Genomic DNA, 17,884 nt, shown 5'->3' on the forward strand with positions numbered 1-17,884 from the left:
GACCGGGGCGCCGGGCGCGGTGGCGGCGGGCTTGGCCGGCGGCAGGCTGGCGCTCTGCACCGGCGCGGCCGGCGGCGGGGCGGTCGGACGGGCCATCGGCTCTTCCGGCGGCGCGGCGTAGGTCGGCGAGGCCGTCGGGTTCTCGTGGCTGTAGATCTGCAGGCCGGCGGCTTCGTCGGGCTTGTTCTGCTCGGGCGCCGGCGCGGCCTTCATCTCGGCCACGGGCTCGCCCACGGTGCGCGGCGGCTCGTTGGGACCGCGGATGCCGTTGCGGTAGATCAGGAACACGGCCACCAGCAGGGTGCCGAGCACGACGGCGCTGATGATCAGGGTCAGCGGCAAGGGCCGCGACCCGCGCACCGGCTGGCGCGCATCGAACGAAAGCGGCGCATCGGTGGGCGGCGCATAGGCGCCGCGGTGCGGGTCGGACATCGAAAAAGGCTCCAGAATTCCGGCGCGCGTTCACCATGTGCGAATCACGCGCGCAAGTTCCTACTCTACTGGACCCGATGCTCGTTCAGAACTGTCGCACCCTCGACGGTCGTGCGTCGCGCGGCGCTCGCCCCGTCAGCTCCACACATCCAGATGGAACAGCTTGCGGTGCTCCTCGATGGCGAAGCGGTCGGTCATGCCGGCGATGTAGTCGCACACCACGCGGGCCCTTCCGGCCTGGTCGCGGTTCTGCGACTTGGCGAACCATTCCGAGGGCAGCACCTCGGGTTCGGCCAAGAAAAGCGTGAACATCTCGGCCAGAATGCGGCGTGCCTGGCTGCGGGTGCGGTTCACGCGCCAGTGGCGGTACATCCGGGCGTGCAGGAACTCGCGCAGGCGGGCCAGGTCTTCCAGCATGTCGGACGAGAACGACACCAGGGCGTGCGGCAGGGCCCGCACCTCGTCAGCCGACGACACGCCGGTGATGGCCGCCCGCTGCAGGGTCTCGCCCATGACGTCGTCGACCATGGCGCCGATCATCCGGCGAACGGCCTCCAGGCGGGTGATACGCGCGTCGAGGTCGGGGCGCTCGCTGCGCACGGCCGCCAGGATCGGGCCGATCAGCGGCACGTCCATCAGCTCGTCCAGAGTGAAGAGTCCGGCCTCCACCCCGTCGTCGATATCATGGTTGTTGTAGGCGATGTCGTCCGACAGGGCGGCGACCTGGGCCTCGGCCGAGGCCCAGGTGTCGAGCTTGAGGCCGTATTCGCCGTCGTACTTGGAGATCGCCTTCCAGGACGGCTGGCCCAGCTTATGGATCACCGGACCGTTGTGCTTGATGACGCCTTCCAGCGTCTCCCAGGTCAGGTTCAGGCCGACGAAGTCCGGATAGCGGTGCTCCAGCTCGGTCACGACCCGGAAGGTCTGGACGTTGTGGTCGAAGCCGCCGAAGTCCTTGGTTTTCAGCTCCAGTTCGTCCTCGCCGGCATGGCCGAACGGCGGGTGGCCCAGGTCGTGGGCCAGGGCGATGGTTTCGGCGAGGTCCGCGTCCAGCCCCAGGGCCGTGGCCAGCGAGCGGGCGATCTGCGCCACTTCCAGCGAATGGGTCAGGCGGGTGCGGAACTGGTCGCCCTCGTGGGCGACGAAGACCTGGGTCTTTTCCTTCAGGCGACGGAAGGCCGAGGTATGGATGATGCGGTCGCGATCGCGGGCGAAGGGCGTGCGGGTGCGGCTCTCGTCTTCCTGATAGCGCCGGCCGCGTGACTTGGCCGGATCTTCGGCGTAGGGAGCGCGGGGGACGGCGAACGGAGACGTCGACATGAGCGGCCTTTGCTGATCGCCCCTTTTCCCGGGACGCGGTCGCCCTCATATATGCGATAGATCAAGTTTCCACAGCCATGACCGACACCACCGTTACGCTTTCTTCCAACGCCGCTCGCCGGCTGCACGCCCTTTCCCAGGCCGAAGGCCGCGAAGTGATGCTTCGCGTGGCGGTCGATGGCGGCGGCTGCTCGGGGTTCCAGTACCGTTTCGATCTGGTCGAGGCCGCTGAGGACGACGATCTGAAGATCGAGCGCGACGGCGCCGCCGCCCTGGTCGATGTCGTGTCCCTGGCCCTGCTGAAGGGTTCGGAGATCGATTTCGTCGACGAACTGGCCGGCGCCGAGTTCCGGGTCAGGAACCCCAACGCCAAGTCCAGCTGCGGCTGTGGGGTCAGTTTCTCGATCTGACGCCCCTTCCCGCTCCTCTCAAGTTTATGGCGTGACACGCGCCAAACTAGGCTCTACGGTTCCCGCCATGATCCTCGCCGCCAGCCAACAGCTGTTTTGGTACTTTAGCTATCCGACGCCTCTGGCGCCGGGAGGGGATCGTTTGGCCTGAGACCAGGCCGCCAAAAACGCCTTTCACCAGCCGCCAGGGGTTCCCCGGGCGGCTTTTTTGATGGCCGCCAGACCCCGCGAATTTCTCCGGAGCACGCCATGCCATCCTCGACCGCCGCCCACCTCGTCTCGCTGCCCGTCCCGACCGACGACCTGCGCATCCAGAAGCTTCAGACCCTCAGCCCTCCCGCCCAGGTGATCGGCGAGGCGCCGGCCACCTCCACCACGGCCGAGCTGGTCGAAGGCTCGCGCCAGGCCGTCCATGAAATCCTGCACGGCCATGACGACCGCCTGGTGGTGGTGATCGGCCCCTGCTCGATCCACGATCCCAAGGCCGCCATCGACTACGCTTCGCGTCTGGCCGCCGAACGCGAGCGCCACGCCGGCGAGCTGGAAGTGATCATGCGCGTCTACTTCGAGAAGCCGCGCACGACGGTGGGCTGGAAAGGGCTGATCAACGACCCGGGCCTGGACGGCGGCTTCCACATCAACGAAGGCCTGCGCCTGGCGCGCCGGGTGCTGCTCGACGTCTCGGCCCAGGGCCTGCCGGCCGCGTGCGAGTTCCTTGACGTCACCACTCCGCAATACATCGCCGACCTGGTGGCCTGGGGCGCGATCGGCGCCCGAACGACCGAAAGCCAGATCCACCGGGAGATGGCGTCGGGCCTGTCGTGTCCCGTGGGCTTCAAGAACGGCACCAACGGCGACGTGAAGGTCGCGGTCGACGCCGTCACCGCCGCCGCCCAGCCGCACCATTTCCTGGCCGTGACCAAGGAAGGCCGCGCCGCCATCGCCACCACCACCGGCAACGCCGACAGCCACGTGGTGCTGCGTGGCGGCAAGACCCCCAACTACGACGCCGCCAGCGTGGCGGCGGCCGCTGCGGCGCTGACCAAGGCCGGCCTGCCCGCCCGCCTGATGGTCGACGCCAGTCACGCCAACAGCGGCAAGAACCACGAGAACCAGCCGGCCGTGGTCGACGATATCGCCGCCCAGGTGGCGAGCGGCGCCTCGCCGATCATGGGCGTGATGATCGAGAGCAACCTCGTGGCCGGCCGCCAGGACATCGTGCCCGGCAAGGCCCTGACCTACGGCCAGTCGGTCACCGACGCCTGCGTCGACTGGGATGCGTCGGTGCGCATGCTCGACGCCCTAGCCGCCGCGGTCCGGGCTGGCCGGCAAGCCCGCGAGGCCTGAGGTCCCCGGATGGGGGGACGCCCAGCGGCGTCCCTCCCCTATCCCCGGAAATCTCCCGGCCATGGCTTGAGCGCGAGGCCGCCGCCCCCTAGCCTCCGCGCCTCTATCGGAGCCCGCCATGCGCATCGCCACCTGGAACGTCAATTCGGTCAACGCCCGCCTGGACAACGTCCTGGCCTGGTTCGAGGCCGAGGCGCCCGACGTCGCGGTGCTGCAGGAGATCAAGTGCGTCGACGAGAAGTTCCCGGCCGAGGCCTTCGAGCGCCTGGGCTACAACGTCGTCGTCCACGGCCAGAAGACCTATAACGGCGTCGCCCTGCTCTCGAAGCACCCGGTCGAGGACGTCCGCAAGGGCCTGCCCCTGCTGGACGGCGACGCCGAGGACGAGCAGGCCCGCTATGTCGAGGCGGTGATCTCGGGCCCCAAACCCATCCGCGTGATCGGCATCTACCTGCCTAACGGCAATCCGATCGGTACCGAGAAGTTCGCCTACAAGCTGTCGTGGATGCGCCGCCTGCACGCGCACGCCAAGGGACTGCTCGCCTTTGAAGAGCCGATGGTCATCGCCGGCGACTACAATGTCATTCCCGAGGTCGAGGACGTGGCCAATCCCGAGGCCTGGCTGGGCGACGCCCTGTTCCAGCCCGAAAGCCGCGCAGCCTTCCGGGCCCTCAAGAACCTCGGCTTCACCGACGCCTACATGCAGGTCGACGGAACGCCCGGCGGCTACACCTTCTGGGACTATCAGGCCGGCGCCTGGCCGCGGAACCTGGGCATCCGCATCGACCACCTGCTGCTGTCGCCCCAGGCCGCCGACAAGCTGGCGCAGGTAAGGATCCACCGCGACGAGCGCGACAAGGAAAAGCCGTCGGACCACGTGCCGGTGGTGGCGACCCTGACGCTCTAGGAGCCCGGACGGTCCACCTGGGTCCAGCGCCCGGCGCCGTCGCGACGATAGCTGACCGCGATCGACCTCCAGGGCCCGTTTAGGAACTTGCGCTGGGTGCGACAGACCGCAAGGGCCGGATCGCCCGCCGCCCAGCGGCAACGAGCCGCCGAATAGTCCATCGCCGGGTAGCTCACCGAACCTCCCGCGGCGAGAATGCCGGCGTCGAACCCGGCGCGCAGCCGCTCGACATCGTCGACCTGCTCCTGCCTGGATATCTCGAACGATGCGGAGACGCATCCCGTCAGCATCGCGCCGCCGATCGCCAATCCGATGACCCGAGCCCGCACGACACGCCCTCCGGCTGCATGAAGGCATGTTGATCGCCTCGCACGCCACATTGCAACCGAACCCGGCGCCGGTATCGGGCGCCTCTGTCGCGAATCCGCGAACACCGCTAGCTTCCGCGCCATGAGCGAGTTCTGGCGCCTCCTGTTGCTCGTCGCCATCGCCGGGTCGGCCGTCACCTTCATGGGCAGCGCGGCCATCTGGTTCATGGACGAAGAGCGTCGCATCCGCCGCGCCCTCCGCCACGTGCTGAAGGGCGAGCCCGAGACCGTCATCATCGCGCGCGGTCGCGGCAAGGGCGTGGGCTTTTCGTTCGACACCAACACCGCCGCGGTGGCCTGGGACGCCGGTACCTGGTGCCTGCTCTATCGCATCGACGAACTGATGGGCGCCGAGCTGTCGGTCGACAATCAGGTCGTGGGCCGGGTGTTCCGCGGCGAACAGCGCCGGGCCATCGACCAGATCGTGCAGCAGGCCGCGCGCGTCTGCCTGCGGCTGATCTTCGACGATCCGCGCCACCCCGATTTCGAACTGGACCTGTGGCTGGAGGGCGACGAGCAGCAGCGCCAGAGCCGTTCGCCCGCCCAGGCGATCCAGGAGGCCAATCGCTGGCTGGCCCGCGCCGAAGCCATCGTGCGCCGGCCGCTGGCCCCGCGCGGCCCCTCGCCCGCCTCCGCCGCCAAGAGCGGCGGCGAGCCCGAGATCGCCCGCCGGCCCGAACCGGCCGTGCCGGCCGACAAGCCCAAGCCCTACCGCTCGGCCCGCGAGGCCGTCACCGCCGGCGCCGCGACGGCCGGCGTCGCGGTCGCCACCGCGCCGCTGTTCGAGGAGATCGACGACGGTCCCGAGGCCGCCGATCCCCCGTGGTCGGATCCTGACGCGCCGATCCAGGCCTGGGCCGACGACGGCGACACGACCGACGAGCCCGCCTACCTGCCGCCCGAGCGCCCCTACAAGCCAGTGTCCAAGGCCGCGCGCGAGGCCCGGGGCGACCAGGACGAGCTGCCCTTCGACCTCGACGACGAGGACGAATACTGACCGCTCCCGCCCGGGTTGCACGACGGCCTCGGCTGAGGCACGCTCAAGCCTCCCGTGGAGACGCGTCGTGATCCGCATCGCCGCCCTCGCCCTGCCCCTGCTGCTGTCCGCCGCGCCGGGACTCGCCGCCGCGCAGGCGGCCCCCGCGCCGGTCCGCCTGATGCTGAACGCCGCCGACCTCGACGGCGACGGCGCGGTCAGCGCCGAAGAGGCCGCCCAGCGCCTGGCGGCGACGACCACCGAGGAGCTTCCGGCCGCGGTCCAACCGGCCTCTCTCGACAAGCGCTTGCCGGTCAGGTTCGCGCCGCGCGACGAACGCGACGAGAGCGGCTTTCCGGCCCTGGCCATGAAGCGTCGCTTTGTAGAGGCCAGCGAGTTCGAGCAAGCCCTGGAATATCGCTTCCAGGAAGAGCTGAAAGAGCGCCGCAAGCAGCGGTAATCCCTTGCCTGGGGCCAGCCCGCCCCACCCACCAAAATTCCGCCCATTTTTTGCCGACTGCGGCCATCCCGTAGTTGCGAGTCGATCTCAACGCGCCTAAGACCCCCGCCCTTATTGCGATTGACACGCACGAGCGCTGGTACGGGGCGAGTAGAATGAAGCGAGCGATGATGACGACCGCGGCGATGGCCGTGGCCCTGGGCGCGGCCGGTCAGGCCTGGAGCCAGGACGAGAAAGCCGAGCGCCTGCCCAAGGTCAGCATCGAGGCGACCGCCGCCGCTCCGCCAGCCGGCGCCTACGAGGCCAACGACCCTGTCGACTCGGGCACCTCCAAGATCACCCGCCGCGCCATCGAGGATCGCTCCCCCGGCACCGGCGACGTCATCGAGACCCTGAAGATCCTCCCGTTCGCCAACTTCGACTCCGACCAGGGCCTGGCGACGCAGGAAAGCATCCAGGACATGCGCCCGGCCAAGGTGTCGATCTCGGGCGGCCAGTTCTACGACAACTATTTCTCGATCGACGGCGTGGGCGTGAACAGCCGCCTGGACGTGGTCGATATCGGCAACCCGCAGGACTACAACGAGGCCGCCGGCGGCAGCGCCCAGTCGATCTGGCTGGACAGCAACCTGCTGGAATCGGTGACCGTCCGCGACAGCAACGTCTCGGCCCGCTACGGCGGCTTCACCGGCGGCGTGGTGCAGATCGAGACCCGCCAGCCCGCGCGCGTGTTCGGCGCCCAGGTCACCGCCGGCTGCAGCAACGACAGCCTGACCTCGTTCAAGATCCCCGGCGTGGTCCGCGACGCCTTGAACGGCGTCGAGCCCGAGCCGCCGAACTACGAGAAGTGCCGCGTCAGCGGCTCGGTCGACCTGCCGATCAACGACCAGGTCCGCGTGCTGCTGGCCGGCGGCCGCCAGCAGACCGACATGACCTACTACCGGCACGCCAACTACGGCGGCACGCCGTTCGGCCTGAAGAGCCGCACCGACAACGCCATGGCCAAGGTCGAGGTCGACCTGGCGCCCGACCTGACCCTGCGCGGCCAGGTCGCCTACAGCCCTTATACGAGCGAGAATTCGGCCAATAACTCGCGCAACGCCGTGATGACCCAGAAGGGCGGCGGCCTGACCAGCAAGATCGAGCTGCTGGGCAAGCGCGGCGACGCCGACTGGTCGCTGACCGCCACCTACGCCAAGGCTCGCAGCGGCCGCGAAGCCCCGGGGACCCTTTTCACCTGGTCCTCGACCGCCGCCTACGCCAACTGGTGCTCGTCGACCAACTGCGTCGAGGGCAGCTTCGGCGATCTGGACCAGTGGCAGGAAGACATCGGCCTGCAGGCGCGCTGGAACCAGCCGCTGCTGGGCGGCGACGTTCGCCTGGGCCTCGACTATGGCCACGTGGAGGCCCGCAAGCGCCGCCCGGTCGACAACTACGCCTACCGCACCACCGTCGCCGACAGCCGCATCGTCTGCTCGCAGGGCGACGTGGCCTGCATCGCCGGCGACGCCGCCCTGACCGTCTACAGCCTCTACAAGGCCTATGACGCCTCGGCCGAGGTCGACACGGTCACCGCCTTCGCCGAGTACGAGGTGAGCCGCGGCCCGCTGACCGTGCGCGCCGGCGTGCGCTACGACCACGAAAGCCTGATCTCCAAGCACAACTTCGCCCCGCGCCTGTCGGTGGTCTACGAGATGCCGTGGGAGGTCACCGCCACCGTCGGCGCCAACCGCTACTACTCGCGCGACTTCCTGGGCTACGCGATCAAGTCGCAGTACCCGGGCAACTACGTCTACAATCGCACGAGCTCGATCGTGAACGGCCAGCGGGTGATGGGCGCCTGGACGCTGAGCTCGCACTCGGTGTCGGCGGGCATCGCCGGCTCGGGCCTGGCCATCCCCTATTCGGACGAGCTGACCTTCGCGCTCTCCAAGCCGCTGTTCGGCGGCGTGGCTCGCCTGAAGGGCGTGGCCCGCGAGACCCGCGACCAGTTCACGGCCGGCGTCGAGGAGGTGCAGAACTACATCCGCGAGACCAACGGCCAGACCTACACCTACCGCACCACCTATCTGGGCAATGACGGCGAGACCTCGTACCGCGGCCTGTCGGCGGAATGGACCCGGGGCGTGGGCCGCCACACCTTCAGCCTGAACGGCTCCTGGTCGAAGACCGAGGACAACATGGGCGACAACACCCTTGTCGTCCCGTCGGACGAAGCCGAGTACGGCGACGAGATGGTCTACTACAAGGGCGAGGTGCGCAGCCTGCTGGGCGTCATCGCCACCAACCAGCGCCTGAACTACGCCGCGCCGGGCCTGGCCAACGCCGACTGGAGCGCCGACTGGTGGAAGGGCCGCATCCGCACCAACCTCAACGCCCGCTGGCGTTCGGGCTACGACCAGATCGAGGAGACGGGCGCGACCCAGACCGTGGGCGGCGTGCGCTACGCGGTGTGGGACGTGATCCGCTACAAGGCCCAGACCACCTTCAACGCCAACGTCTCGGCCCTGGTGGCCAAGACCGCCTATGGCGAGGCGCGGCTTGACCTGCGGGTGACCAACCTGTTCGACACCCTGCCCCAGACGGTGACCGCCTCGTCGACCAGCCAGCCCTACCGCATGGGCCGGTCGTTCTGGGTGGGCATGAGCTACAAGTTCTAAGCCATGAAGCGCGCGGCGAATCTCCTTCTCCTGCTGGGAACGGCGGCGGCCCTGATCGGGCTGGCGCCGGCCCCTGATCCGACGGCGCTTCGCCGCGCCGCCTTCACGGGCAAGCCCGACAGCTGGCCCGCTCCGACCCTGCTGCCGGGGGCCAGCTTCACGCCGTTCGGCGCCCTGCCCGCCCCCGCGATCCCGGCCGACAATCCGCAGACGCCGGAAAAGATCGCCCTTGGCCGCAAGCTGTTCGACGACCCCAAGCTGTCGGGCTCGGGCCAGATCGCCTGCGCCTCGTGCCACAATCCCGAACTGGCCTTCGGCGACGGGGTGAAGACCTCGTTCGGCCACGACCGCCAGCGCGGCCGTCGCAACGCCCCGACCCTGATGGTCGCAGCCTGGCGCACGCCGCTGTTCTGGGACGGCCGCGCCGGCAGCCTGGAGACCCAGGCCCTTGGGCCCGTGGTCGACCACAAGGAGATGGCCGGCGACCCGCGCGAGATCGAACGGCGCCTGGCCGCCGATCCGGACTACCGCAAGGAGTTCCAGGCCGTGTTCGGCGGCCGGCGTCCGACGATGCAGGACGCCGCCAGGGCCCTGGCCGCCTACCAGCGCACCCTCAAGCCGCGCAGCAGCAAGTGGGACCGCGTGCTGTCGCTGGGCGGCCGCGTGCTGACCGACCAGGAACTGCAGGGGCTGGAGCTGTTCCAGGGCAAGGCCGGCTGCGTCAACTGCCACAACGGCCCGCTGCTGTCGGACGGCAGGTTCCACAACATCGGCCTCAGCTTCTATGGGCGGAAGCTGCAGGACCTGGGCCGCTACGAGGTCAGTGGCGACCCAGCCGACGTCGGCGCCTTCCTGACGCCGTCGCTACGCGGGATCTCCAGGACCGGCCCCTACATGCACAACGGCATCTTCCCTACGCTGGAAGGCACGGTGAACTTCTACAACGAGGGCGGCGCCCGCCCCCGCCCCAAGCCCGAGCAGGCCGGCGACCGCCTGTTCCCGACCACGACCCCGCTGCTCAAGCCCCTGGGCCTGACGCGCGAGGAGAAGGCGGCGCTGGTGGCGTTCCTGGAGACGCTGTAGCGAGCCGCCGACGGCCCCTCCCTAGAGATGCTCCCCCGAAGGGGGAGCTGTCGCGAAGCGACTGAGGGGGAAGTTATTGCTGCCTTTGCGGCTGCACTGACCTCATCAGCCACCTCCCCCTCCGGCCCTCCGGGCCACCTCCCCCTTCAGGGAGAGGATCTTTAGATAAGGAACCTCCCCCTGTGGGGGAGGCGATCGCGTAGCGATCGGTGGGGGGAGTTGGTGCGACCTTTTCCGATGCTTCGGAAGCTGAAAACTTCCCCCCCGCCGGCCTTCGGCCGCCTCCCCCACGGGGGGAGGTTCCAGCCAAAGCCCTACCCCTTCACCGCGTACGAGATCGGGGTCTCGAAGCGGCGGCGGTTCCAGTCGGAGTCGCGGGGGGCCTTGGGGAACGGGGCGGCGGTGGACAGGAGGTCCATGGCGGCGGCGTCCAGCGCGCGGTCGCCGCTGCTTTCGACCACCACCGCCCGCGAGACGCGGCCGAAGCGGTCGAGGGTGAAGGCCACCACCACAACGCCGTGGGTGCGGCGGCGCCTGAGCGCCTCGGGCATGGTCTTGCGCGCCTCGATCCACGACAGCACCTGGGCCGCATAGGGGTCGTGGGTCTTGGCGGCCTCGCCGCGCACCTGCACCGGCGCGCCGCCGCCGGCCGGCGCGGAGGCCGCCGAAGCGGCGACCGCCACCGGGGTCGCCGTCGAGGTCGAGCGGGTCTCGACCGGCTGGGGTGCGATCTGCGGCGCAGCGATCAGGGGATCGGGCGCAGGGATGGGAACCGGGCGCGGCCGGATCGGAGAGGCCATGCGGGCCTCGCGCGGCACGGCCCGTTCGCGCTTCTCGCTGGACGCCTGCGAGGGGGAAGGCTGGGGGCTGGGGGCCATGGCCTCGAACAGCGCCGCCTCCATGGCCGGCGGTTCGGCAAGGCCCGGCATGGCGCGCACGAAGCCGACCAGCCCGGCGATGACGACCGCGTGCAGCCCTACCGACACGCCGGCGGCGAGGATCTTGTCCCCGCCCCGTCGGCCCGACCGGGGCCGCTCCACGCCTATGGAATCCGCGACACTCATAAGAATGCGTCGCATCTACAGGATAGGCGGCTCCGGCACAATGTCCGGACGGCTACGGATCAGGCCGCCTTAAGGGTCTCGGGGCGAGCCTGCGGCGCGAAGGCCGGATAGAAGGTCGCCAGCATCCGCTCGGCATAGGCCACCAGGTTGCAGAACCCCTCGGCACGGCGGCGGATAGGCGAGTCGAAGAACGGCGTCAGGATCTGGGCGAGCATGGAGAAGACGATGGCGTCGACGCTGGTGGGCCGCTCGCCCATCATGAAGGCCTTGTCGCCGAGCAGCTCCGAAAGCGCCGTCAGCGACCACGACGCCAGCTCGACGATCTCGTCTGGCGAATGGCGGCCGACGCCGACGGCCTTGAGGTTGGCCTCGACCGTATCCAGCAGGCCCGCCTTCAGGTCCTGGCGCATCGCCTCGGGCGCGCCGTCGAACCAGCGGGCCGGGCCCTTCTCGAAATTGTCGAAGTCGAAGAAGCGGAAGTAGCAGTTGGCCCAGCCCAGCTGGTTCTCGACCATCCGCTCGACCGCCCAGGCCTGGGCGCGCTCGACGCGCGTGAGGCCCTGGTCGAGGTCGACGCCGTAGCTGCGCTCCAGATAGGCCCGGATGAAGGTGGAGTCGGCGACCCTGACGCCGTCATCCTCGATCCAGGGCAACTGACCCTTCGGCGAGGTTTCCGGATGGGCGGGGACCTTCTCGTAGGCCAGGCCCGCCATCATCAGATGGATCTCGGTCTTGGTGACGTAGGGGCTTCCCTCAGGCAGGCCGTAGGCCGGGCCGGCGGCGTAGAGCGTGATCATCTCGAGGTCCCTCTCGTGCGGTATTGTGATGAGAAGAGACTGCCGCCACCCTGCTGCCAGCATGCTGTCAGCAACAGTACGGCACAGTGAGAGCCATGAGACGCGCTGAACGCCTATTCCAGATCATCCAGATCCTTCGCCGCAGCCGTGCGCCGGTCACCGCCGACGCCATCGCCGCCGAACTGGAGACCTCCAAGCGCAGCGTCTATCGCGACATCGCCGCACTGGTCGGTCAGAGGGCGCCCATCCGCGGCGAGGCGGGCGTCGGCTACGTGCTGGAGGCCGGATACGACATGCCGCCCCTGATGCTGACGCCGGACGAGATCGAAGCCGCCGTGCTGGGCGCCCAATGGGTGGCCGGCCGGGGCGATCCCGCCCTGGCCACCGCCGCCCGCGACCTGATCGCCAAGATCGCCGCCGCCGTGCCCGACAACCTGCGGCCCTACGTGCTGGAACCCGCGACCCGGGCCCCGGCGCCCTGGAACCCCGCGCCCGACACCATCGACATGGCCCAGACCCGCGCCTGGATCCATGCCGGCCGCAAGATCCGGCTGGACTATCGCGACGAGAAGGGCGCGGTCAGCCAGCGGATCATCTGGCCGGTGACCGTGGGCTACATGGCCACCACCCGCATGCTGATCGCCTGGTGCGAGCTGCGCGGCGACTTCCGCAACTTCCGCACCGATCGGGTGGTGACCGCGCAGTTCCTCGACGACCGCCACGGCCAGCGCCCCGCCGTGCTGCGCGCCCGCTGGCAGCGGCAGATGGAAGAGGAGTGGGCCGCCTACGATGCGGCCAAGGCCGAGAAGGGTCTCATTCCGCATAGCCCGGGCTAAAGCAGCGGGCGGGGAATTTGTGAGCAGGGCTGTAGTAGATCGCGTGCACGGAGCGCTCTTCGGCCGGACGCCAGGTCGCGCCGTCGAACCGCCAGAGATCAGTATCGGTCTTGTGGTCCCAGCCGTTGTCGAAGCTCCCCCGCCGCCTCTCGCCGCAACTGGTGTGGGAGATCAGCGCATAGCGGCCGCCTGGAAAGAACACCGCGCGGCTGTAGCGAATGCGATCGAAGGTGTGCAGCTTTTCGACCGGCAGCTTCATGCGATTGCCGACCACCTTGGGAACGCCCGCGGCGTCCAGCGCCGCGTCGCAGTCGATCGGGACGGCCTGGCGCGGCTTGGTTCGGTCGAGCGCCCAACCTATCAGCCGCAACTTCCACGGCGTGTCGCTCACCGCCCTCCAGCGCGAGGGGACGCCCTCCACCGCCTCGGCGCGGCGAACTTCCATCGGCTCGGCGGCCCAGGCGTCGTCGAAGCGGCTAAGGCGGTTGCGTTCGATCGCCGCCACCACCTGGCACTCGCCGGCGATGTGCTCGGGGGTGTCGATGGGATCGCGCAGCCATACCGTCAGCGCGACCGTCGAGGTCGCCGCCGCGCCGAGCAGGATCCCGGTCCAGATCGCCAAGACCTTGCCAACGTCCATGCCGCCCCTTTTGCGCACCCCTAGATCGCACAACCTTTCAATCGCCGCCAGCAAGGCCGGCCAAGCGGTTTCAATCATCGCGCAAGCGCTCGCCCCGCGATTAATCCTGCGAATGAGTTTGCATTTGACTCGCAATTAAACCGCCGTTAGCTGCGACCCATTCTTAAATATCGGGGGTCTGCATGAAGTCGCGGTTGATGATGGCGAGCGCCGTCGGCGTTTGGGCGGTGCTGGCCGGGTCGGCCCTGGCCGAGGCCCCGGCGGCCGCTGCGCCGGAAGCGCCCACCGAGGTGGACCAGGTGGTCGTCACCGGCGAGAAGGCCAGCCGCAGCATCCAGGACACCGTCACCAGCGTGGCCGTGACCACCGCCCGCACCATCGAGCGCGAGCAGATCCGCGACTTCTACGACGTGGTCGCCAGGACGGCGAACATGAGCGAGACCTACGGCAAGAGCGGCTTCACCATCCGCGGCATCGCCAACAACAACGTCTCCGGCGGCGGCTCCGCGGGCCTGGCGACCGTCTATGTCGACGGCGCGGCCATTCCCGAGCGCGCCATGTACGGCGGTCCGCTGGACATGTGGGACGTGGGCCAGGTCGAGATCTTCCGCGGCCCGCAGTCGACCCTGCAGGGCCGCAACGCCCTGGCCGGCGCGGTGATCGTGCGCACCACCGACCCCACCCCGGACTGGAGCTTCAAGGTGCGCGGCATGGCGGCCAGCGGCGACGACCGCTCGATCGCCCTGGCCGGCGGCGGCCCGATCGTTGCGGACCAGCTGGCCTTCCGCGTGGCCTTCGAGGACCGGAAGAGCGACGGCTTCATCTACAACACCACGCGCAAGGTCGACGACGACGCCCTCGACACCCGCATGATCCGGGGCAAGCTGCTGCTGACCCCGATGGCGGCCGAGGGCTTCAAGGCCATCGCCACCATGAGCCACAACGAACGCAAGTCGGGCTATCTCTACACCTACAGCCGCACCGACACGCCGGACTACTACGACCACCGCGTCACCACGACCAACTCGCCCAACACCAGCGACATCACCACCGACATCGCCACCCTGGAGCTGGAGCAGAAGCTGGGCCAGCGCTTCACCCTATCGGGCGTGGCGTCCTGGAGCCAGGTTGATCTCATCCAGCGCTATGACGGCGACCTGGGGCCGCAGACCCTGTCCTACGGCGGCCAGAACGAGCGGATCGAAACGGCCAGCCAGGAAGTTCGCCTGAACTACGAGGGCGAGCGGCTCAAAGGCCTGGTCGGCCTGTTCCACGCCACCCGCGACGCCGATCGCAAGTCGGCCAGCCTGACCAATGTCGAGTTTCCACGCGCCACGCTGGTCAGCGTGCTGACCTCGACCCTGATGGGCAGCGTGCCCGGCATCACCCTGCCCCAGGCCCAAGGCCAGGCCAACGCCTTCGCCAACGCCTACATCGCCGCCCTGCCCGTCATCCCGGTCGACTACACTTCCGACGCGCCGGAGCTGGTGGAGACCACCGCCCTGTTCGCCGACGGCAGCTTCGAGGTGACGCCCGGGCTCAGCCTGCTGGCCGGCTTCCGCTACGACCGCGAGAAGAACACCCAGAGCTCGGTGCAGACCGCGCGCTTCGCCGGCGTCTACCCGACCCCGGCGGCCTTCGGCGCCCTGGCCCCCTATGTGGTGCTGGTGAACCAGTTCGTCGGCTCGATGGTCGCCCAGGCCGGCGCGCCCTCGCCCGAGACGACGCGGCAGTTCGAGGCCTTCCTGCCCAAGCTGGGCGCCAGGTACGCCTTCACCGACGACATCTCGACCAGCTTCGTGGTGCAGCGCGGCTATCGCTCGGGCGGCACGGCGATCAACACCGCCCGCGCCACCGTGGTGCCCTACGATCCGGAATACACCTGGAACTACGAGCTTTCGCTGCGCACCTACTGGCCGCAGTGGGGCCTGACGGCCAACGCCAACGCCTACTATGTCGACTGGACAGACCAGCAGGTGTCGCTGAACCTGGGCCTCAACCAGTACGACTACCAGGTCGAGAACGCCGGCAGTTCGCACCTCTACGGCTTCGAGGTCGAGTTGGCCCAGCGCCTGTCGGCGAACGCCGGCTGGTACGCCTCGCTCGGCCACACCAAGACCGAGTTCGACGAGTTCAACGTCCAGTTCGGCACGGACAGCCGCAACCTGTCGGGCTCGGAGTTCCCCTACGCTCCGCACTGGACCTTCTCGCTGGGCGGCGACTATCGCTGGAACAACGGGCTGGTCGCCAACCTGAACGCCAACTACCGTTCGAAGGCCTTCACCGAGGCTGGCGCGGCCCAGGACCAGGACGACCGCATCGCCGACGCCCGCACCCTGGTCAACGGACGCTTCGGCTACGAGAGCGAGCGCTGGGGAGCCTACGTGTTCGGGAAGAACCTGCTGAACGAGAAGTACAGCCAGTACAGCCGCCCCGACTTCGCCGTGGCCCTGCTGGGCGAGCCGCGCGTGCTGGGCGTCAGCCTGGAGGCGCGCTGGTGATCGGGCCCATGGTGGGACTGGGCGGCCTTGCCCTGGCCCCGCTGGCCCTGGGCGGCGCGCTGCTGCTGCGGCGGGCCTGGACCCATGCCAACGCGCGGCGGCCCTGGCTGATCGCTGGCGGCTGGGCGCTGCTGGCGGCGGCCATCGCGGTATCGGTCCCCTTCCTCGGCGCGGCGCGCGGGCCGTCGATCGTGCTGGCCCTGGCCTCCACCGTCGCCCTGGCGGTCGTGGCCGCCGGGGTCGAGCTGCGCGAGGCCAAGCGCAAGGCGCCGCGCGAGCTGGCGCTCGAGCCGTCCGACCGCCGGCGCGTGGCCTGGCGCGGCTGGCTGCGCGGCTTTCTCGCCGGCCCGCTGGGCGGCGCGGCGGCCATGGCCGTGGGGCTGGCGGTCGCCGTCTGCTTCCCGGCCGAGGTAAAGACCCGCCTGATCATCGGCGGCATGCTGGTGCCGTTCCTGTGGGCCGGCGGCATGGCCTGGACCCTGTCGGACGACAAGATCCTGCGCGCCCTGGCCGTGCTGGTCGGCGTCACCGTCGCCGGCTTCGGCGCCGTGTTCCTGAAGGGCTCTCTCTGATGCACGCCCCGCAACCCAAGAAACCCGCCGGCAAGCCGATCTGGCCGAAGATCCCCGCGCCGTTCGTGCGCGCCATGCTGGCCGGCCACTCGGCCCTGGGCCTGGCGTTCGCCGCGCTGATCTACCTCGTCTGCTTCACGGGCGCGGTGGCGGTGTTCACAAACGAGTTCAACCGCTGGGAGCAGCCGACCGCCCCGGTGCTGCACGGCGTGACGCCCGCCGCCGTCGGCGCGGCCTTCGACGAGGTGCTGGCCAAGAACCCCAAGGCCCACGACCTCTTCATCCGCATGCCAGAGCCGGCCCTGCCGCGCCTCTCCGTCCACGGCGACGACGCCAAGGGCGGCGAGCACACCTGGTACGCCGACGCCTCGGGCAGGATCGTGGCCGAGCAGCGCACGCCCTGGAGTAATTTCCAGGCCAGGCTGCACACCGCCCTGCACCTGCCGGGCAGCTGGGGCTTCTTCCTGGTGGGACTGACGGGCGTCGCCTTGCTGTCGTCGCTGGTCTCGGGCGTGCTGTCGCATCCGCGCGTCTTCAAGGATGCGTTCGCGTTTCGCTGGGGCGGCTCCAAGCGCCTGCAGGAGGCCGACCTGCACAACCGCATCTCGGTGTGGGGCCTGCCCTTCCACGTGGTGGTCTCGCTGACCGGCGCCTTCCTAGGTCTCTCCATCCTGATCGTCGGCGTGCTGGCCATGGTGGTGTTCGACGGCGACAAGGAGAAGGTCTTCGCCCTGTTCAGCGGCCCGGCCGTGGCCGACGACCCGCGCCCGGCGCCGGTGGTCGACGTGGCCAAGGGCCTGGCCGTCCTGCAGGCCAAGCACCCGCAAGCCGGCTTCAACTACATCTTCGTCGAGCATCCCGGCGAGACCGGCCAGCACATGAGCATCAACCGCGTCACGCCCGGCAAGCTGTCGCGCGGCGAGATGTTTATCGTCGACGGCAACGCCAAGGTCCTGGGCGAGGCCGGGTTCGAGGGCGGCAATGTCGGCATGGCGATCTATGCCAGCCTCACCCCGCTGCACTTCGGCTGGTTCGGCGGCTGGCCGGTGAAGGTCGCCTACTTCCTGCTTGGCCTTGGCCTGACGGCGGTGACCGCCAGCGGCGTGGCCATCTGGCTGGCCCGCCGGCGCGACAAGGGCCGCCCCGCCCCGCGCTGGGAGCGCGTGTGGGTCGCCTTCTGCTGGAGCCAACCCCTGGCCTACGGCGTCAGCGCCATCGTTGCCCTGCTGGCTCCAAGCGCGCCGCCGGTGGCCGTCTGGGGCGGCGTCACCCTGCTGGCCAGCGCAAGCGCCTTCCTGTGGACCCCGCCGGTGATCTCGATCCGCCTGCGGCTGGCCTCGGCCCTGAGCCTGGTACTGGCGGCTCTGGTCCATGTGGGCCTGAACACCGGCCGCTCGGTCGATCCGGTCGCCTGGATCATGGACGCCTGCCTTGTGCTGGGCGCGGTGCTCCTGGCGGCGTCGGTCAAGCTGACCAAGGCGCCGGCCGCGGCCTGACCCGCCGCCCGGAAA

At 69.5% G+C, this 17,884-nt stretch carries 17 protein-coding genes and 1 pseudogene; 12 read left to right on the forward strand and 6 right to left on the reverse strand.

The window, feature by feature from the left end; genetic code table 11:
* Together DDF67_RS07195 and DDF67_RS07200 are read right to left on the reverse strand one after the other, a co-directional pair.
* Positions 1 to 432, reverse strand: a pseudogene (locus tag DDF67_RS07195) (SPOR domain-containing protein); the annotation flags it as partial.
* Positions 433 to 567: 135 nt separating this feature from the next.
* A complete protein-coding gene (locus DDF67_RS07200; protein WP_109100223.1) occupies positions 568 to 1,752 on the reverse strand; it encodes a deoxyguanosinetriphosphate triphosphohydrolase in 1,185 nt (394 codons plus the stop codon).
* 77 nt (positions 1,753 to 1,829) lie between these two features.
* On the opposite strand from DDF67_RS07200, the gene erpA reads away from it, so the two are divergent.
* The 4 genes from erpA to xth all read left to right on the forward strand — a co-directional run bounded on the left by erpA (position 1,830) and on the right by xth (position 4,416).
* Positions 1,830 to 2,162: an iron-sulfur cluster insertion protein ErpA gene (erpA, locus tag DDF67_RS07205; protein WP_109100224.1), complete on the forward strand. Its 333-nt coding sequence runs from the start codon at positions 1,830 to 1,832 to the stop codon at positions 2,160 to 2,162.
* Between the two features lie 67 nt (positions 2,163 to 2,229).
* Complete coding sequence (locus DDF67_RS07210) at positions 2,230 to 2,313, forward strand: hypothetical protein (RefSeq protein ID WP_101711352.1); 84 nt, start codon at positions 2,230 to 2,232, stop codon at positions 2,311 to 2,313.
* A 98-nt stretch (positions 2,314 to 2,411) separates the two neighbouring features.
* On the forward strand, positions 2,412 to 3,509 hold the full coding sequence (locus tag DDF67_RS07215) for a 3-deoxy-7-phosphoheptulonate synthase (protein ID WP_109100225.1): 1,098 nt from the start codon (positions 2,412 to 2,414) through the stop codon (positions 3,507 to 3,509).
* Positions 3,510 to 3,627: 118 nt separating this feature from the next.
* Positions 3,628 to 4,416: an exodeoxyribonuclease III gene (gene xth, locus DDF67_RS07220; RefSeq protein ID WP_109100226.1), complete on the forward strand. Its 789-nt coding sequence runs from the start codon at positions 3,628 to 3,630 to the stop codon at positions 4,414 to 4,416.
* Here the strand turns inward: xth and DDF67_RS07225 are convergent.
* Positions 4,413 to 4,745: a hypothetical protein gene (locus DDF67_RS07225; RefSeq protein ID WP_146197973.1), complete on the reverse strand. Its 333-nt coding sequence runs from the start codon at positions 4,743 to 4,745 to the stop codon at positions 4,413 to 4,415. The genes xth and DDF67_RS07225 overlap by 4 nt on opposite strands.
* Positions 4,746 to 4,866: 121 nt before the next feature.
* Here DDF67_RS07225 and DDF67_RS07230 point away from each other — a divergent pair, with 121 nt between their 5' ends.
* From DDF67_RS07230 to DDF67_RS07245, 4 genes are all read left to right on the forward strand, one after another.
* Complete coding sequence (locus DDF67_RS07230) at positions 4,867 to 5,781, forward strand: hypothetical protein (RefSeq protein WP_109100228.1); 915 nt, start codon at positions 4,867 to 4,869, stop codon at positions 5,779 to 5,781.
* A gap of 67 nt (positions 5,782 to 5,848) precedes the next feature.
* A complete protein-coding gene (locus tag DDF67_RS07235; protein ID WP_109100229.1) occupies positions 5,849 to 6,220 on the forward strand; it encodes a hypothetical protein in 372 nt (123 codons plus the stop codon).
* Positions 6,221 to 6,387: 167 nt separating this feature from the next.
* The gene (locus tag DDF67_RS07240) at positions 6,388 to 8,880 is read left to right on the forward strand and encodes a porin family protein (protein WP_158278010.1); all 2,493 of its coding nucleotides are present in this window, start codon (positions 6,388 to 6,390) and stop codon (positions 8,878 to 8,880) included.
* A gap of 3 nt (positions 8,881 to 8,883) precedes the next feature.
* Entirely contained in the window at positions 8,884 to 9,963 is a 1,080-nt protein-coding gene (locus tag DDF67_RS07245) for a cytochrome-c peroxidase (protein WP_109100231.1), read from the forward strand.
* 314 nt (positions 9,964 to 10,277) lie between these two features.
* Here the strand turns inward: DDF67_RS07245 and DDF67_RS07250 are convergent, their stop codons facing one another.
* Together DDF67_RS07250 and DDF67_RS07255 are read right to left on the reverse strand one after the other, a co-directional pair.
* A complete protein-coding gene (locus DDF67_RS07250) occupies positions 10,278 to 11,003 on the reverse strand; it encodes an energy transducer TonB (protein ID WP_158278011.1) in 726 nt (241 codons plus the stop codon).
* A gap of 83 nt (positions 11,004 to 11,086) precedes the next feature.
* Positions 11,087 to 11,824: a glutathione S-transferase family protein gene (locus DDF67_RS07255; RefSeq protein ID WP_109100233.1), complete on the reverse strand. Its 738-nt coding sequence runs from the start codon at positions 11,822 to 11,824 to the stop codon at positions 11,087 to 11,089.
* A gap of 95 nt (positions 11,825 to 11,919) precedes the next feature.
* On the opposite strand from DDF67_RS07255, the gene DDF67_RS07260 reads away from it, so the two are divergent.
* Positions 11,920 to 12,660, forward strand: coding sequence for a helix-turn-helix transcriptional regulator (locus DDF67_RS07260; protein ID WP_109100234.1), 741 nt, complete (start codon positions 11,920 to 11,922; stop codon positions 12,658 to 12,660).
* Here DDF67_RS07260 and DDF67_RS07265 read toward each other — a convergent pair.
* Positions 12,638 to 13,300 carry a hypothetical protein gene (locus DDF67_RS07265; RefSeq protein ID WP_109100235.1) on the reverse strand — a complete coding sequence of 221 codons (663 nt, stop codon included), beginning with the start codon at positions 13,298 to 13,300 and terminating at the stop codon, positions 12,638 to 12,640. The two genes, DDF67_RS07260 and DDF67_RS07265, sit on opposite strands and share 23 nt — an antisense overlap.
* 182 nt (positions 13,301 to 13,482) lie before the next feature.
* Between DDF67_RS07265 and DDF67_RS07270 the strand changes: the two genes are divergently transcribed.
* From DDF67_RS07270 to DDF67_RS07280, 3 genes are read left to right on the forward strand one after another with little or no spacing between them, the layout of a single operon-like run.
* On the forward strand, positions 13,483 to 15,801 hold the full coding sequence (locus tag DDF67_RS07270; protein WP_109100236.1) for a TonB-dependent receptor: 2,319 nt from the start codon (positions 13,483 to 13,485) through the stop codon (positions 15,799 to 15,801).
* A complete protein-coding gene (locus tag DDF67_RS07275) occupies positions 15,798 to 16,373 on the forward strand; it encodes a hypothetical protein (RefSeq protein WP_233247570.1) in 576 nt (191 codons plus the stop codon). The genes DDF67_RS07270 and DDF67_RS07275 overlap by 4 nt, the downstream gene beginning before the upstream one ends.
* Positions 16,373 to 17,869 (forward strand): PepSY-associated TM helix domain-containing protein, encoded by a 1,497-nt coding sequence (locus tag DDF67_RS07280; protein WP_109100238.1) that lies wholly within the window; start codon positions 16,373 to 16,375, stop codon positions 17,867 to 17,869. The genes DDF67_RS07275 and DDF67_RS07280 overlap by 1 nt, the downstream gene beginning before the upstream one ends.
* The last annotated feature ends 15 nt before the right edge of the window (positions 17,870 to 17,884 follow it).

Origin of the sequence: Caulobacter endophyticus, from assembly GCF_003116815.1 — a bacterium.
Lineage (GTDB): Bacteria > Pseudomonadota > Alphaproteobacteria > Caulobacterales > Caulobacteraceae > Caulobacter > Caulobacter endophyticus.

Bases quoted from the DNA above. Each gene is read 5' to 3' on its own strand.
- DDF67_RS07280 (WP_109100238.1), top strand. From the start codon at position 16,373: ATGCACGCCCCGCAACCCAAGAAACCCGCCGGCAAGCCGATCTGGCCG.
- DDF67_RS07245 (WP_109100231.1), top strand. From the start codon at position 8,884: ATGAAGCGCGCGGCGAATCTCCTTCTCCTGCTGGGAACGGCGGCGGCC.
- DDF67_RS07215 (WP_109100225.1), top strand. From the start codon at position 2,412: ATGCCATCCTCGACCGCCGCCCACCTCGTCTCGCTGCCCGTCCCGACC.
- DDF67_RS07200 (WP_109100223.1), bottom strand. From the start codon at position 1,752: ATGTCGACGTCTCCGTTCGCCGTCCCCCGCGCTCCCTACGCCGAAGAT.
- DDF67_RS07210 (WP_101711352.1), top strand. From the start codon at position 2,230: ATGATCCTCGCCGCCAGCCAACAGCTGTTTTGGTACTTTAGCTATCCG.
- DDF67_RS07260 (WP_109100234.1), top strand. From the start codon at position 11,920: ATGAGACGCGCTGAACGCCTATTCCAGATCATCCAGATCCTTCGCCGC.
- DDF67_RS07265 (WP_109100235.1), bottom strand. From the start codon at position 13,300: ATGGACGTTGGCAAGGTCTTGGCGATCTGGACCGGGATCCTGCTCGGC.
- DDF67_RS07255 (WP_109100233.1), bottom strand. From the start codon at position 11,824: ATGATCACGCTCTACGCCGCCGGCCCGGCCTACGGCCTGCCTGAGGGA.
- DDF67_RS07230 (WP_109100228.1), top strand. From the start codon at position 4,867: ATGAGCGAGTTCTGGCGCCTCCTGTTGCTCGTCGCCATCGCCGGGTCG.
- DDF67_RS07240 (WP_158278010.1), top strand. From the start codon at position 6,388: ATGATGACGACCGCGGCGATGGCCGTGGCCCTGGGCGCGGCCGGTCAG.
- DDF67_RS07270 (WP_109100236.1), top strand. From the start codon at position 13,483: ATGAAGTCGCGGTTGATGATGGCGAGCGCCGTCGGCGTTTGGGCGGTG.
- xth (WP_109100226.1), top strand. From the start codon at position 3,628: ATGCGCATCGCCACCTGGAACGTCAATTCGGTCAACGCCCGCCTGGAC.
- erpA (WP_109100224.1), top strand. From the start codon at position 1,830: ATGACCGACACCACCGTTACGCTTTCTTCCAACGCCGCTCGCCGGCTG.